This window comes from Neisseria sp. HMSC075C10, from assembly GCF_001815615.1.
Classification (GTDB): Bacteria; Pseudomonadota; Gammaproteobacteria; order Burkholderiales; family Neisseriaceae; genus Neisseria; species Neisseria subflava_A.
In genome coordinates this window covers 56,517-71,641 of sequence record NZ_KV821264.1, presented here as the reverse complement: position 1 = coordinate 71,641, position 15,125 = coordinate 56,517, and the positions used below count along the sequence as shown (strand labels likewise).

12 protein-coding genes are annotated in these 15,125 nt (G+C 49.9%); 6 read left to right on the top strand and 6 right to left on the bottom strand.

Annotated features, from left to right (window positions below; translation table 11 throughout):
* The 4 genes from aceF to mpl all read left to right on the top strand — a co-directional run.
* The coding region (gene aceF / locus HMPREF3047_RS07120; RefSeq protein WP_070712886.1) for a dihydrolipoyllysine-residue acetyltransferase at positions 1 to 1,189 on the top strand (1,189 nt) is incomplete at its 5' end.
* A 77-nt stretch (positions 1,190 to 1,266) separates the two neighbouring features.
* Positions 1,267 to 3,051, top strand: a complete 1,785-nt coding sequence (gene lpdA, locus HMPREF3047_RS07115; protein WP_070712884.1) for a dihydrolipoyl dehydrogenase — start codon at positions 1,267 to 1,269, stop codon at positions 3,049 to 3,051.
* A gap of 89 nt (positions 3,052 to 3,140) precedes the next feature.
* A complete protein-coding gene (locus tag HMPREF3047_RS07110; RefSeq protein ID WP_003683576.1) occupies positions 3,141 to 3,479 on the top strand; it encodes a P-II family nitrogen regulator in 339 nt (112 codons plus the stop codon).
* 401 nt (positions 3,480 to 3,880) lie between these two features.
* Positions 3,881 to 5,257 carry a UDP-N-acetylmuramate:L-alanyl-gamma-D-glutamyl-meso-diaminopimelate ligase gene (gene mpl / locus HMPREF3047_RS07105; RefSeq protein WP_070712882.1) on the top strand — a complete coding sequence of 459 codons (1,377 nt, stop codon included), beginning with the start codon at positions 3,881 to 3,883 and terminating at the stop codon, positions 5,255 to 5,257.
* 155 nt (positions 5,258 to 5,412) lie between these two features.
* Here mpl and HMPREF3047_RS07100 read toward each other — a convergent pair whose 3' ends face one another.
* The 6 genes from HMPREF3047_RS07100 to lon all read right to left on the bottom strand — a co-directional run bounded on the left by HMPREF3047_RS07100 (position 5,413) and on the right by lon (position 14,021).
* The gene (locus HMPREF3047_RS07100; RefSeq protein WP_070712880.1) at positions 5,413 to 8,346 is read right to left on the bottom strand and encodes a class I SAM-dependent DNA methyltransferase; all 2,934 of its coding nucleotides are present in this window, start codon (positions 8,344 to 8,346) and stop codon (positions 5,413 to 5,415) included.
* 117 nt (positions 8,347 to 8,463) lie between these two features.
* Entirely contained in the window at positions 8,464 to 8,592 is a 129-nt protein-coding gene (locus HMPREF3047_RS11030; protein WP_003683546.1) for a FeoB-associated Cys-rich membrane protein, read from the bottom strand.
* Entirely contained in the window at positions 8,589 to 10,457 is a 1,869-nt protein-coding gene (locus HMPREF3047_RS07095; RefSeq protein WP_070712878.1) for a ferrous iron transporter B, read from the bottom strand. Before HMPREF3047_RS07095 ends, HMPREF3047_RS11030 begins: the two co-directional genes overlap by 4 nt.
* Before the next feature lie 27 nt (positions 10,458 to 10,484).
* Positions 10,485 to 10,754: a FeoA family protein gene (locus HMPREF3047_RS07090; protein ID WP_003746882.1), complete on the bottom strand. Its 270-nt coding sequence runs from the start codon at positions 10,752 to 10,754 to the stop codon at positions 10,485 to 10,487.
* A 351-nt stretch (positions 10,755 to 11,105) separates the two neighbouring features.
* On the bottom strand, positions 11,106 to 11,375 hold the full coding sequence (locus tag HMPREF3047_RS07085) for an HU family DNA-binding protein (protein WP_070625332.1): 270 nt from the start codon (positions 11,373 to 11,375) through the stop codon (positions 11,106 to 11,108).
* A gap of 186 nt (positions 11,376 to 11,561) precedes the next feature.
* Positions 11,562 to 14,021, bottom strand: coding sequence for an endopeptidase La (gene lon, locus HMPREF3047_RS07080; protein ID WP_070712876.1), 2,460 nt, complete (start codon positions 14,019 to 14,021; stop codon positions 11,562 to 11,564).
* Between the two features lie 213 nt (positions 14,022 to 14,234).
* On the opposite strand from lon, the gene HMPREF3047_RS07075 reads away from it, so the two are divergent.
* Entirely contained in the window at positions 14,235 to 14,510 is a 276-nt protein-coding gene (locus HMPREF3047_RS07075) for an HP0495 family protein (protein WP_003746890.1), read from the top strand.
* Positions 14,510 to 15,112, top strand: a complete 603-nt coding sequence (lipB, locus tag HMPREF3047_RS07070) for a lipoyl(octanoyl) transferase LipB (RefSeq protein ID WP_070712875.1) — start codon at positions 14,510 to 14,512, stop codon at positions 15,110 to 15,112. The genes HMPREF3047_RS07075 and lipB overlap by 1 nt, the downstream gene beginning before the upstream one ends.
* Positions 15,113 to 15,125: the final 13 nt, after the last annotated feature.

The window sequence follows — 15,125 nt, the reverse complement described above, 5'->3', positions numbered from 1 at the left end:
CCTGATTACTTTGGAAACCGACAAAGCCACCATGGACGTACCATGTACCGAAGCCGGTGTGGTTAAAGCCGTATTTGTAAAAGTTGGCGACAAAGTATCTGAAGGTTCTGCCATTATCGAAGTAGAAACCGCTGGTTCCGCCGCAGCTGCTCCTGCTCCTGCCGCTCAAGCTGCCGCTCCTGCACCGGCTGCCGCTCCGGCTCCTGCTGCTCCCGCACCAGCCGCTGCGCCTGCGCCAGCTGCACCTGCTCCTGCCAAAATCGACGAAGCTGCGTTTGCCAAAGCTCACGCAGGTCCTTCCGCACGTAAACTGGCGCGTGAATTGGGCGTAGATTTGGGTCAAGTCAAAGGTACCGGTCTGAAAGGCCGTATCATGGGCGAAGACGTTAAAGCCTTCGTTAAATCCGTTATGCAAAGTGGTGCAGGCAAACCTGCCGCTGCCTCTTTGGGCGGTGGTCTGGACTTGTTGCCATGGCCTAAAGTTGACTTCTCTAAATTCGGCAGCATCGAAGTTAAAGAACTGTCACGCATTAAGAAAATCTCCGGTCAAAACCTGTCTCGCAACTGGGTTGTGATTCCTCACGTTACCGTACACGAAGAAGCGGACATGACCGAATTGGAAGAATTCCGCAAACAGCTGAACAAAGAATGGGAACGCGAAGGCGTGAAACTGTCCCCATTGGCGTTCATCATCAAAGCCTCTGTTGCTGCGCTGAAAGCCTTCCCTGAATTCAACGCCTCTCTGGATGGCGACAACTTGGTGCTGAAAAACTACTTCAATATCGGTTTCGCAGCAGACACGCCAAACGGCTTGGTTGTTCCAGTCATCAAAGACGTGGACCAAAAAGGCTTGAAACAAATCAGCCAAGAGCTGACCGAATTGTCTAAAAAAGCCCGCGAAGGCAAGCTCAAACCACAAGAAATGCAAGGTGCGTGCTTTACCATTTCCAGCTTGGGCGGTATCGGCGGTACAGGCTTCACACCAATCGTGAATGCTCCTGAAGTTGCTATCTTGGGCGTATGCAAATCCCAAATCAAACCGGTTTGGAACGGCAAAGAATTTGCTCCTCGCCTGATGTGCCCATTGAGCCTGTCCTTTGACCACCGTGTCATCGACGGTGCTGCCGGCATGCGCTTCACCGTATTCTTGGCGAACCTGTTGAAAGACTTCCGCCGCATTACTCTGTAATCCGAGCATTTTCAGACGGCCTTTTTACTCAGGCCGTCTGAAAAAAGAAGTCCGAACATCATTCAGAAAGATTAGACATGAGCTTAGTTGAATTAAAAGTGCCCGACATTGGCGGTCACGAAAATGTAGATATTATTGCGGTTGAAGTAAATGTGGGCGATACCATTGCTGTGGACGATACCCTGATTACTTTGGAAACCGATAAAGCGACTATGGACGTACCTGCCGAAGTTGCAGGCGTAGTCAAAGAAGTTAAAGTTAAAGTAGGCGACAAAATCTCCGAAGGCGGCTTGATTGTTGTCGTTGAGGCCGAAGGTGCAGCTGCTGCTCCTAAAGCCGAAGCACCTGCCACTCCTGCACAAGAAGCACCTAAAGCAGCCGCTCCTGCTCCTCAAGCTGCTCAATTCGGCGGTTCTGCTGATGCCGAATACGACGTAGTCGTATTGGGTGGCGGCCCCGGCGGTTATTCTGCTGCATTTGCCGCTGCTGATGAAGGCTTGAAAGTTGCCATCGTTGAACGTTACAAAACTTTGGGCGGCGTTTGCTTGAACGTCGGCTGTATCCCTTCCAAAGCCTTGTTGCACAACGCTGCCGTTATCGATGAAGTACGTCACTTGGCTGCCAACGGTATCAAATACCCTGAGCCTGAACTCGATATCGACATGCTGCGCGGCTACAAAGACGGCGTTGTTTCCCGCCTGACTACCGGTTTGGCAGGCATGGCTAAAGGCCGTAAAGTAGACATTATCCAAGGTGATGGCCAATTCTTGGACCCACACCACTTGGAAGTTTCTCTGACGACCAGCGAAGTGTACGAACAAGCTACGCCTACCGGTGAGAAAAAAATCGTTGCCTTCAAAAACTGTATCATCGCAGCAGGCAGCCGCGTAACCAAACTGCCTTTCATCCCTGAAGATCCGCGCATCATCGACTCCAGCGGTGCTTTGGCTCTGAAAGAAGTGCCGGGCAAACTGTTGATCATCGGCGGTGGTATTATCGGTCTCGAAATGGGTACGGTTTACAGCACGCTGGGTTCTCGCCTGGATGTTGTTGAAATGATGGACGGCCTGATGCAAGGCGCAGACCGCGACTTGGTTAAAGTATGGCAAAAACAAAACGAATACCGTTTTGACAACATCATGATCAATACTAAAACTGTTGCTGTCGAGCCTAAAGAAGACGGAGTTTACGTTACCTTTGAAGGTGCAAATGCACCTAAAGAGCCACAACGTTACGATGCCGTACTCGTAGCTGCCGGTCGTGCGCCTAACGGCAAACTGATCAGCGCTGAGAAAGCCGGTGTTGCTGTGACTGACCGCGGCTTCATCGAAGTTGACAAACAAATGCGTACAAACGTGCCGCACATCTACGCCATCGGCGATATCGTCGGTCAACCGATGTTGGCACACAAAGCCGTTCACGAAGGCCATGTTGCCGCTGAAAACTGCGCCGGCCACAAAGCCTACTTCGACGCACGCGTTATTCCGGGCGTTGCCTACACTTCTCCTGAGGTAGCATGGGTTGGCGAAACCGAGTTGTCTGCCAAAGCTTCCGGCCGCAAAATCACCAAAGCCAACTTCCCATGGGCTGCTTCCGGCCGTGCGATTGCCAACGGTTGCGACAATGGTTTCACCAAGCTGATTTTTGATGCTGAAACCGGCCGCATCATCGGCGGCGGTATCGTTGGTCCTAACGGTGGCGATATGATCGGCGAAGTCTGCTTGGCGATTGAAATGGGCTGTGATGCAGCCGATATCGGTAAAACCATCCACCCACACCCAACCCTGGGCGAATCCATCGGTATGGCTGCGGAAGTGGCATTGGGCGTATGTACCGACCTGCCTGCTCAGAAAAAGAAATAAGTTCACTCAAATAAAATTTGAACGAACTTGATGGAACAAAGGCCGTCTGAATGTTTCAGACGGCCTTTTCACAAATAAGGAGACTCAATATGAAAAAAATCGAAGCTATTATCAAACCTTTCAAACTCGACGATGTACGCGAAATCCTAACTGAAATCGGCATTACCGGCATGACCGTCAGCGAAGTCAAAGGTTTCGGCCGCCAAAAAGGCCACACAGAAATTTATCGTGGCGCGGAATACGCAGTCGATTTTCTGCCTAAAGTAAAAATCGAATTGGTATTGGCTGACGATAAAGTCGATCAAGCTGTTGATGCCATCTTGGAAACCGCGCATTCCGGCAAAATCGGTGACGGTAAAATCTTTATTTATCCGGTTGAAGAAGCTATCCGTATCCGTACCGGTGAACGCTCGGAAGCAGCGCTTTAATAGAAATCGCAAAACACAGAATACAAATGCCGTCTGAAAATAAGTCGTAGCGTGGTTTGTTCAGGACTTATTTTTCAGACGGCATTAATTGAATACCCCCCCATTCTCTAAAGTCTATCCAAATAAACCGGTTACCGAAAACCTCACGCCATCAAGTATGGAGGAATTCAAGGCAATGCTTCCCTTGGCCTTCATGAACGACTTTACCGTATCAAATAACTCTTTCCAAAAAATAAATTACCCAATCCCATTCTTAAAAACCTCAACGCCCTACTTCTAAAATCAAATCCCCCATATTTTTCCCTATTCTTATTGCCGCTTTACTTTTCAGACGACCCCTTTATCCAAACTCCGTTATAATGACGGCTTTAAAATTAATTCATTCCCAAGACGGTCTTATCATGAAACACATCCACATTATCGGTATCGGCGGCACATTTATGGGCGGCGTAGCGGCTATTGCCAAAGAAGCAGGTTTTAAAGTCAGCGGTTGCGATGCAAAGATGTATCCGCCGATGAGTACCCAGCTTGAAGCCTTGGGCATAGACGTACACGAAGGTTTTGATGCCGCTCAATTGGACAAATTTAAAGCCGATATTTACGTTATCGGTAATGTTGCCAAACGCGGCATGGATGTGATTGAAGCCATTTTGAATAAAGGCCTGCCTTATATTTCCGGCCCACAATGGCTGGCTGAAAACGTATTACACCAGCACTGGGTACTCGGCGTAGCCGGAACACACGGCAAAACGACCACAGCCTCCATGCTCGCCTGGGTCTTAGAATATGCCGGACTCGCACCGGGCTTCCTGATTGGCGGCGTACCGGAAAACTTCAGCGTTTCTGCCCGCCTGCCGCAAACGCCGCGCCAAGATCCTAATTCAAAATCCCCATTCTTCGTTATCGAAGCCGACGAATACGACACTGCCTTTTTTGACAAACGCTCCAAATTCGTACACTACCGTCCGCGTACCGCCATTTTGAACAATCTGGAATTCGACCACGCCGATATTTTTGCCGATTTGGGCGCCATTCAAACACAATTCCATCATTTGGTACGCACCGTGCCGTCTGAAGGCCTCATCGTCTGCAACGGCCAGCAGCAAAGCCTGCAAGATACTTTGGACAAAGGCTGCTGGACACCCGTAGAAAAATTCGGTACCGAACAAGGCTGGCAGGTTGGTACCGTCCATACCGACGGCTCGTTTGACGTACGCCATCACGGCGAAACAGTCGGACACGTCGCTTGGGAACTGATGGGCGAACACAACCGTATGAACGCCCTCGCCGTTATCTCTGCCGCACGTCATGCCGGAGTCGATATTCAGACGGCCTGCGAAGCTTTGAGTGCATTTAAAAACGTCAAACGCCGTATGGAAATCAAAGGCACGGTAAACGGCATTACTGTTTACGACGACTTCGCCCACCACCCGACCGCCATCGAAACCACCATCGAAGGCCTGCGCCAGCGCGTCGGAAACGCCCGCATCCTCACCGTCCTCGAGCCGCGTTCCAATACCATGAAGCTTGGCACGATGAAAGCCGCCCTGCCGGAAAGCTTAAACGATGCCGACCAAGTGTTCTGCTACGCCGGCGGCGTGGACTGGGACGTCGCCGAAGCCCTCGCGCCTTTAGGCAGCAAGCTGCATGTCGGCAAAGACTTTGATGCCTTTGTTGCCGAAATCGTGAAAAATGCCGAAGCAGGCGACCATATTTTGGTCATGAGCAACGGCGGTTTCGGCGGAATTCACGGGAAGCTGCTGGAAGCGTTGAAATAAGGGTTTGTTGAAAGTTTTGAATGATTGAGGCCGTCTGAAAACCGGAATTTGGTTTTCAGACGGCCTTTTTGTTGTGAAGTAATGAGATGGGGAAAAACCGATATTTCCGGCGAATCAGGTTTGGTTATAAACCAAGCCGGGTTTGCCATTTGCCTTTATTTAGTTTTTTTAGGCGGCTTCGTGTTTTGGCTTTCTATTGCCTTTCGGTACAGGTCAAATAGGAAGGCGACGCGTTCTGCCTCGTCGTCGGTGTTTTTACCTTTTTTGTAGCCGTAGGCTTTATCGACGGCTTTGTCGAGGGCAGCGTGTGCTTTGACGAGGTCGGGATAGCCTGCGTCGGGCGCATAGAGTTCGGCGAGCGTAGGAGGAGGCAGATCGTTGGCAAGCGCATCGGCTCGGTATTTCTCGCGAATGTCAAGGATGGCTTGGGCGGCAGCTTCGATGGCGGAACGGAGGGGATTGTTTTCAGACGGCCTTGGCGTTTCGCCTTTTTTGCCCGAAGCTTCCTGACAGGCAGTTTCGTCATTATTGGGTTTACGGCAGCTTTCTGGGAAGGGAAAGTTGTTGTACACAATGCCACCAGAGTATTGATAGCGGCTTTCTAGCCGACCTGAAACGGTACGCATAAAAGCATTGTGCATGGTGGAGTTGAGAATACCAAAATGATAAAGCGGCGTATTGCTTGCGAGCATATAAAGTTTGTTGCTGGCAATATTTTCAGAAGATAAGAAACCAATAGGAATAAAACGACGTGTTTCCGATGATATTTCGGGAATAGCGAGATAATTGCCGTCTGAAGGCTGTCGGATTTCGTCGAAGAGCCACGGGGTAGCCGCTTTTTTTTGCGTGGCGGCTTTTCTGCTGGCTTCACGCATGGCTTTGACCGCCTGAATACGGGCTTGGACTTTGGGCATCTGTTTCAGGTCGTGGTTGCGTTTGACGTCGGATACGCCGTGAAACCACAGGCACCAACGGGTTTTGCCGTTGATAAATTCCTCGGCGCCGATAAAGGGGCGGATGTATTGTTCCGCTAATGGTTCGGCGGCAATCAAAGCTTCTTTTTCATCAGTGGAAAGGATAAGGTTGCCACCGTCGGTCGGTTGATTGCCTTTGCACATTTCATTTTCCCTGCTGATTTGGGTTTTGCGCTTGGCAATAATCAAATCGGGCGCATCAATCAGATAAGGATTGATGTTGGCTACGGCGTGTTTTTGGGGTTCACCTTTGATGTCGGGATAGTCGTAGAGGTATTTGGGCAGAGCGGGATTTGCCGAAGCGTTTGCGCCGCCGTTTTCAGACGACGTTTGCGGTTTGCGGCTAAAGCCGACGATGATGCAATGGACGGCGGCTTTGCCTGCGGCTTGGCTCGTCCATTGGAAGGTACGGTGGGCAAAGTTGATTTCGATGCCTTGGTTCAAAAGGCTGCCCCAGAGGATTTCGACCTGCTGGCCTTGGCAGATGGAATTGGTGGAGACGAATGCCGTACGGACGCGGGGATTCTGCGCCATGATACCGGCGGCTTTGACATACCAGTTGCAGACGTAATCCAACAGGCCGTAGCCTTTGATATTGCCGCAGATGCTTTCGAGGTCGTTTTTCTGCTCTTTGGTTTGGTAGGTCGAGCCGATAAAGGGCGGATTGCCGAAGATGTAGTCTGCCGCCTGCCAAGGTGTCCGAAGGCTGTTGGCGTGGATGATTTCGGCGGCGTCTTCGAGCGGCAGCGTATGGCAGGCGACTTCGCCGTCGAAGCGGATTTGCGTGCGGATGTTGCATTGGTGGTTTTTGAGCCACATGGCAGTACGGGCGATAAGGACGGCAAATTCGTCTATTTCGATACCGTGGAATTGTTTCAGACGGCATTGGACGGACGGGCTGTCGAATAAGCCGCCTGCTTTGTCTTTGAGGGCTTCGGCGATGATGTCGTCTTCAAGGGCGCGGATGCGGTCGTAGGCAACGATAAGGAAATTGCCGCAGCCGCAGGCCGGGTCGAGGAATTGCAGGTTTTGGATTTTTTGGTAGAAGGCGGCGAGTTTTTTGGCTTTGTCGCGTTTGAGGGCTTTGACGGCTTCAAATTCGGCGCGCAGGTTTTCTAAAAAAAGGCCGTTGATGACTTTGTCGATGTTGGCGGCTTCGGTGTAGTGTGCGCCTGCTTCGCGCCGCTCTTGCGCGTCCATGACGGATTGGAAGAGCGTGCCGAAGATTTCTGGACTGATGTTGCGCCAGTCGAAATTGCCGCAGTCGATTAAGGCGCGGTGCTGCTTGGCAGTGAAGTCGAAAGTGCGCAGGCGTTCTTTGAAAAGGCCGCCGTTGACGTATTCGAAACCTTGAAATTTTTCGCTTTGGGTCTTGCTGCGCTTTTGGTCGGGTGTGTTGAGAAATTCAAAGAGTTGATTGAGCTTGTCGCCGAGCGTATCGGCCTCTTTGCAGCTTTCTAAAAAGTCTTGAAAGAGGTAGTTGCGCTGGAAAACGGCGCTGTCGTCGGCAAAAAAGAGGAAAAGCAGGCGCGTGATGAAGAGCCTGAGTTCGTGTTCTTCATAAATGCCTTCTTCCTGCAAGGCATCGTGCAGTCTGCCAATGGCCGTCGCCGCTTGAATATTGGCTTCTTCTTGAATTTGGCGAACTTTGGCTTCAATGCCAAACATGAAGTCAAAAACGCCGCGCGTAATGTATTCGGGCAATGCTTCCAGCGGGAATTGCCATTGGTTTTCTACGCCTTCTTTAGGCTCGCGACGATAAAGGTGGAAATGGGCAAAATCGCTGACGGCGTAATATTCAGGTAAGGCAGACGGCTTGGTGCGCTCGATTTCCTGCAAATAACGCTCCGCCTGTTCTTTGGCTTTAGCTAGGTTTTTGTTGGCGGATTTGTGTTCTGCCAGGAAGATGCCTTCCCAAAAGACATCGACAAATTGGGTGTTGTTGCTCGGGTCTTTAACGGCATATTCGAAGTGGACGACGTTTTTGCGGTCTATGCCGAAAATCGCAAAAAATTCATTCCAAAAGGTGTCTTTTTCACGGCGTTCGTCGGTTTGGTTTTTATAGTGGTCGGCGAAATTTTGTGCAGCGCTTTGGAGTTGGAGCAAAGTTTTCATGACTTTATGGAATGAATGTATTGTGTAAATGGATGGACGTTATTATAACGGTTTGCGTTAAAAAGGTCGTCTGAAACCTCTTTTCAGACGACCTTTCTTCTTTCTAGTTATCCATATTTAACCGCAACCGCCGCATTTTCCGCAGCCGCTGCTGCAGTCGCGTTTTTTCGGTTTGAACACGAATTTTCGCAAAAGGAAGAATACGCAGGCGAGCATAATCAAGCCGACGATAATATATTGAGTCATGATGATAGTATCCTTGAAGAAATTTGGTAAACCACGAATGCGGCAAAATAAGCCATCAGGAACAAATAGCCTGTAATCATAAGCATATTTTTCGTGGATTTGGTTTCGCGTCTAATCACGGTCAAAGTCGCGGCACACATCGGAGCATACACATACCAAGCCAAGAAGGCAAAGGCGGTCGGCAAGCCCCAGTTGTTGTGCACGATAGGAATCAGTGCGTTTTGTACCGCATCTTCAGACGACGCGCTGACGGCGTAAACGGTACCCAAAGCGGCGACAACCACTTCACGCGCGGCAATACCCGGAATCATGGCAATACACATTTCCCAAGTAAAGCCCAAAGGTGCAAACAACGGCTGAATAGCGTGACCAAGCGTACCTGCCAAGCTGTAATCGATGGCTGCACCGGTTGCGCCTTCAGGCGGTTGCGGCCAGCTTACCAAGCCCCACAGAACCACGGCCAACGCAAAAATGATGGTACCCGCGCGTTTCAGGAAGGCTTTTACCCTATCCCACAAGCTGGTCATGATGTGTTTAAAGTTAGGCGTACGGAAAGTCGGCAATTCCATCAAAAGTGGGAATTGTTGCACGTTGCCTTTCATACGCGCCAAGCGTTTCATGATATACGCTGCCAAGGCGGCAGACAGGATGCCTGCGAGATAGAGGATAAACAGTGTCAGCCCTTGCAGGTTGAACATCCCACCTACGGTACGATTAGGAATGACGGCGGCGATAATCAGCGCGTACACGGGCAGCCGCGCAGAGCAGGTCAGCAGCGGGGCGACGGCGATGGTCACGAGGCGTTCGCGCGGGTCATTAATCGTACGCGCAGACATCACGGCGGGAACGGCACAGGCAAAACTCGACAGGAGCGGGATAAACGAGCGTCCCGACAGACCGCTTTTTGCCATGAGGTTGTCCAACAAGAACGCCGCGCGCGGCAGGTAGCCTGAGTCTTCTAAAAGCAGGATGAAGGCGAACAAAATCGTAATCTGAGGCAGGAACACCAACACGCTGCCCAAACCGGCAATCACACCGTTGACGAGCAAGTCGCTGAGGATGCCCGGCTCCATGTTGGCGGCTATCCATTCGCCCAGCGCGGCAAAGCCGCCTTCGATGGCTTCCATAATCGGTGCCGCCCAAGTGTAAACCGCTTGGAACACCATAAACAGGATGAACAGCAGCAGAATCATGCCCCAGACGGGGTGCAGCACGATGTCGTCGAGTTTTTTGTGCCATGCGGGCAGCGTCATCTGGGTGCGTACCACTTGTGCCAAAATCGATTCGACTTCTTGATAAAGTTTGTCGCTATCCAGCGCATCGAGCGTGCGTTCGGCAGAGGCGGGGTTTGCGGGGAAAGAGCGTTTGCGCGGCAGCTTCGCCACGGCTTCGCGTACAGCCTGTACGCCCGACGCGCTCACTGCAACTGTTTCCAAAACAGGTGCATCCAACAACTCGCTCAGTTTGGCCGCGTCGATATTCAAGCCCCTTTTGCGGGCCACGTCGCTCAAATTCAGCGACACCACCATAGGCAGTCCCAGCGTTTTCAGTTCCAAAATCATGCGCAGGGTCATACGCAGGTTGGTCGCGTCGGCAACGGCAATAATGGCATCGGGCGGAATGCCCATCTTGCCCACCATTACATCTTTTGCCACTGCTTCGTCGGGGCTGGTCGTGCGCAGGCTGTATGTGCCCGGCAGGTCGATAATGCGGACCGCCTCGTCGTCGAGGAAGGCACCCTCGCGCTTATCGACCGTTACGCCCGGATAATTGGCAACCTTGGCATGAGAGCCGGTCAAACCGTTGAACAAAACGGTTTTGCCGCAGTTTGGCGCGCCAATCAAGGCAAAATAGCTTAGTTCCATCATTTTTCCTTATTCTTTCAGACGGCCTTAAACGGCCTCAACGATACGACACATAATCTTCCCGGCCTCTTCCGAACGCAGGGAAAATTGAGATTGGTTACCCAAACGTACCGCAAACGGGCCTCTCCCAAAACCACCCACTGCAATCACTTGCAACGGCATTCCGCTGGAAAAACCCAAATCTGCAAGACGACGGGTTACCAAGGTATCCAAATCACCAAAAACAGGATTGGGAGCAATGGAATCAATATGTACGACTGCGCCTTTTTTCAGGCGCGACAAAGGAACAGCAGACATAAGTCTCTCTTTTCTTTTTGTTTTAAAAATAGATTATTGAAAAAACGTGAGAAGTATGATGAATGTGTAGCACATTTGAAAGATTGTTTACGAATGGCTATTTGCCCCTTCTTTCGATAAGTGCGGTTTGTTTTGAATACTGTTATTGTTTCCCTTAATGATAAGGTATATCAATATAAAAATCAAATGTAACAAGATAAACTAAAAAGGCTAAAATCCTTTTATCATTAGGATTTCAGCCTTTTTATGCACTCAACAAACTAAAGGCCATCTGAAAGGTTTCAGACGGCCTTCAAAATAAAAAACCGAATCAAATCGGTTTTTTATTCCCATTCAGGGAAAGACTCTAAATTACAGAGCGTCTTTCAATGCTTTACCGGCACGGAATTTAGGAGTTTTAGCAGCAGCAATAGTCAAAGGCTCGCCAGTTTTTGGGTTGCGGCCTTGACGTTCGGCGCGTTCGCCGACGTAGAAAGTACCGAAACCGACCAGAGTAACAGTGTCGCCGCTTTTCAATGCGTTGGTTACGGCATTAGTAGTAGCATCCAAAGCTTTTTGCGCAGCAGATTTGGAAATGCCGGCTTCTTGAGCAATTGCTTCGATCAATTCAGACTTGTTCACAATTAGTCCCTTCCTATCGTATAAAGATGATGAAATGCCCGAATACTCGGGGCTTGAGCGCTTTCAAAGCACATACGCACTTTATAGCAATTCTGAAATTATCATGTCAAGTAAAAAATGTGGAATTGCCCTATTTTTGGGGCATTCAGGGCAAAACCACATTTTTTGCAACATCAGACGGCCAACTTAATGCTTGGTTGCTTTTGTTCTTGACTTTGTCTTAGGAGTTTGCACGGTCTCGGCAACTGCTAATTCGGCAACCCATTGCTCAGGCTGAGTTTCCAGACCCAAAGCCAACACTTCATCAATCCATTTGACCGGATGGATGGTCAGACCGGTTTTGACATTTTCAGGGATTTCTTCCAAATCTTTGACGTTGTCTTTCGGAATCAATACATGCTTGATGCCGCCGCGCAAAGCAGCCAGCAGTTTTTCTTTCAAACCGCCGATCGGCAACACTTCGCCACGCAAAGTGATTTCGCCGGTCATCGCTACATCCGCACGCACCGGAATTTTGGTAAAGGCAGAAACCATCGCCAAAGTCATGGCAATACCTGCGCTCGGGCCGTCTTTCGGCGTCGCACCTTCAGGCACATGGACGTGAATGTCTTTCTTCTCGTAAAAATCAGGAGCCAGACCCACTGATTCGGCACGGGAACGGACAACCGACCATGCGGCCGATACTGATTCTTTCATCACATCGCCCAGTTGGCCGGTACATTGAATCGTACCTTTGCCCGGCAAGGCAACCGCCTCAACAGTCAACAACTCACCACCGACTTCGGTCCAAGCCAGACCGGTTACCTGACCGATGCGGTTTTCGCTTTCGGCCACGCCATAGTCGAAACGGCGCACGCCTAGATAGTCATGCAGATTTTTCTCGGTAACTTTAATTGCCTTAGGTTTGGCCTTGCTTGCTGTTTTGGATTTGGACGCTTTTTTCTTATCCTCATTCAAGGTAACCTGCATTACTACTTTGCGGCAGATTTTGGCAATTTCGCGATCAAGCGAACGTACGCCGGCCTCGCGGGTGTAGTAACGGATAATATCGCGCACCGCACTTTCATCAACCACCAACTCACCCTCTTTTACACCATTGCGCTTCATTTGTTTCGGCACAAGGTATTGCATGGCAATATTGATTTTTTCATCTTCCGTGTAACCGGACAGACGGATGATTTCCATACGGTCAAGCAGCGGCGTCGGGATATTCAAGCTGTTTGAAGTGGCAATAAACATCACATCGCTCAAATCGTAATCGACTTCGGCATAGTGGTCGGCGAACTTGTTGTTTTGCTCAGGATCGAGCACTTCAAGCAATGCACTGGCCGGATCACCACGGAAATCGCTGCCCATTTTGTCGATTTCATCAAGCAGGAACAATGGGTTTTTCACACCCGCTTTTGCCATGTTTTGCAGGATTTTGCCCGGCATAGAGCCGATATAGGTACGGCGGTGACCGCGGATTTCGCTTTCATCACGCACGCCGCCTAATGCCATACGCACATATTGACGGCCTGTGGCTTTGGCAATCGATTCGCCCAAGGAAGTTTTACCCACTCCCGGAGGGCCGACCAAACACAAAATCGGGCCTTTGAGCTTGTCCATACGTTTTTGAACGGCCAAATATTCCAAAATACGTTCTTTGACTTTTTCCAAACCATAGTGGTCGGCATTCAAAATCAAATCAGCCTTGGCAATATCTTTGCTGACACGGGATTTTTTCTTCCACGGCAACTCAAGCAAAGTATCGATATAGTTGCGAACGACGGTAGATTCCGCAGACATCGGCGGCATCATTTTCAGTTTTTTCAATTCAGACAGACATTTTTCTTCAGCCTCTTTGCTCATGCCTGCTTCTTTGATTTTTGCTTCCAACGCGTCCAGCTCGCCGCGTTCGTCTTCTTCGCCCAATTCTTTCTGAATCGCTTTCACTTGCTCGTTCAGATAATACTCGCGTTGGGATTTTTCCATTTGACGTTTTACACGGCCACGGATGCGTTTCTCAACCTGCATGATGTCGAGTTCGGCTTCCAACTGAGCCAGCAGAAATTCCAAACGCTCAACAATGCCAGCGGTCTCCAGCACATATTGACGCTGCTCCAATTTCAGCTGCAAATGCGCGGCAATCGTATCGGCAAGACGGCTGTTGTCATCGATACTGCTGATGGTACTGATGACTTCGGCAGGGATTTTTTTGTTCAATTTCGCATATTGCTCAAATTGAGTCAGCAAGGTACGGCGCAAGGCCTCAATTTCGGGATTGTCCTTGTCGCTGTTTTCATCAATCGCCTCAACATGGGACAAAAACAATCCGCCTGTTTCGTCAATCGTCAACGCGCGCGCACGACGGATACCTTCTACCAACACTTTAACGGTACCGTCAGGCAGCTTCAAAACCTGCAAAACTTGGGCAACCGTACCGGTTTGGTGCAAATCTTCAGCTTTAGGGTCTTCTGTATTAGGGTCAAGCTGGGCCAACAGGAAAACCGGATCATCATTAGCCATTGCCGCCTCAAGGGCTGCAATCGATTTAGGACGACCGACGAACAGCGGCAATACCATATGCGGATACACCACGACATCGCGTAAAGGCAAGGTAGCCAGCGCACTGTATTCCTCGAAATATTTGTCTTTTGTCGGCATAGTTAATAATCTCAATCATTGTTAAATCAGAATGTAGCTCAAAATTGGGCTGAAGCGCTCCATTTCAAGACTTGAAAACAGCTTATCCGCACCTATTTTCGAAAACATCATTTTTAATAGCCCGATATGGACGTTTACGATAAAATATATCGGATTTTGGGCCGTCTGAAAACTTTTCAGACGGCCCTGGCAAACCAAACAAGGTAGTAAACCATGACAGACTCAACCGAAAAAAAATCATTAATTGAATTCCCTTGCACCTTTCCTGTAAAAGTCATGGGCGCGGTTCATCCGGAATTTGAATCCGCCATCTTGGAAACCGTGCGCAAACATGCTCCCGATACCGAGCCGCACCACATCACTACGCGCCCAAGCAGCAAAGGCAACTATACTGGCGCGACAGTCCATGTAAATGTTGAAAATCAAGAGCAGTTGGACAATATCTACCGCGACCTGACTTCCCACGAATTGGTTAAAGTGGTGTTGTAATGAAAATCGTGCACAAAGGCTTGGTCGATTACCTGCCGACTTTCGAAGCCATGAAGGCATTCAATGTCTCGCGTGACGAAAATACCGAAGACGAATTATGGGTGGTCGAACATCCGCCCGTATTTACCCAAGGCTTGGCCGGCAAACCCGAACACCTCCTCATCCGCGACGATATTCCTGTTGTCCAAATTGACAGAGGCGGTCAAATTACTTATCACGGTCCCGGCCAATTAGTCGTCTATACGATGATCAATTTTAAACGCCGTAAGACCAGTGTGCGCCATATCGTTTCCGCACTTGAAAACAGCATCATCGCCACTTTGGCAGAATACGGCATCGAGGCAGCCGCCGATCCCAAACGCCCCGGCGTTTATGTCGGCGAGCGTAAAATCGCTTCCCTGGGCCTGCGTATCAAAGACGGCTCCGTTTACCACGGTTTGGCGCTTAACGTGAACATGGATTTAAGCCCGTTTACCCACATCAACCCCTGCGGTTATGCCGGTATGGAAATGACCCAAATTGCCGACTATGTCTCTCCGGCACCCAGTTTGGCAGAAGTTGCAGACAAGCTGACCAAGTATTTACAAAAAGAGCTGGCATAAGGCCGTCTGAAAA

Coding starts and splice junctions, on each gene's coding strand:
- lpdA (WP_070712884.1), top strand. CDS start 1,267: ATGAGCTTAGTTGAATTAAAAGTGCCCGACATTGGCGGTCACGAAAAT.
- HMPREF3047_RS07110 (WP_003683576.1), top strand. CDS start 3,141: ATGAAAAAAATCGAAGCTATTATCAAACCTTTCAAACTCGACGATGTA.
- HMPREF3047_RS11030 (WP_003683546.1), bottom strand. CDS start 8,592: ATGACTCAATATATTATCGTCGGCTTGATTATGCTCGCCTGCGTATTC.
- mpl (WP_070712882.1), top strand. CDS start 3,881: ATGAAACACATCCACATTATCGGTATCGGCGGCACATTTATGGGCGGC.
- lon (WP_070712876.1), bottom strand. CDS start 14,021: ATGCCGACAAAAGACAAATATTTCGAGGAATACAGTGCGCTGGCTACC.
- HMPREF3047_RS07095 (WP_070712878.1), bottom strand. CDS start 10,457: ATGGAACTAAGCTATTTTGCCTTGATTGGCGCGCCAAACTGCGGCAAA.
- HMPREF3047_RS07090 (WP_003746882.1), bottom strand. CDS start 10,754: ATGTCTGCTGTTCCTTTGTCGCGCCTGAAAAAAGGCGCAGTCGTACAT.
- HMPREF3047_RS07100 (WP_070712880.1), bottom strand. CDS start 8,346: ATGAAAACTTTGCTCCAACTCCAAAGCGCTGCACAAAATTTCGCCGAC.
- lipB (WP_070712875.1), top strand. CDS start 14,510: ATGAAAATCGTGCACAAAGGCTTGGTCGATTACCTGCCGACTTTCGAA.
- HMPREF3047_RS07075 (WP_003746890.1), top strand. CDS start 14,235: ATGACAGACTCAACCGAAAAAAAATCATTAATTGAATTCCCTTGCACC.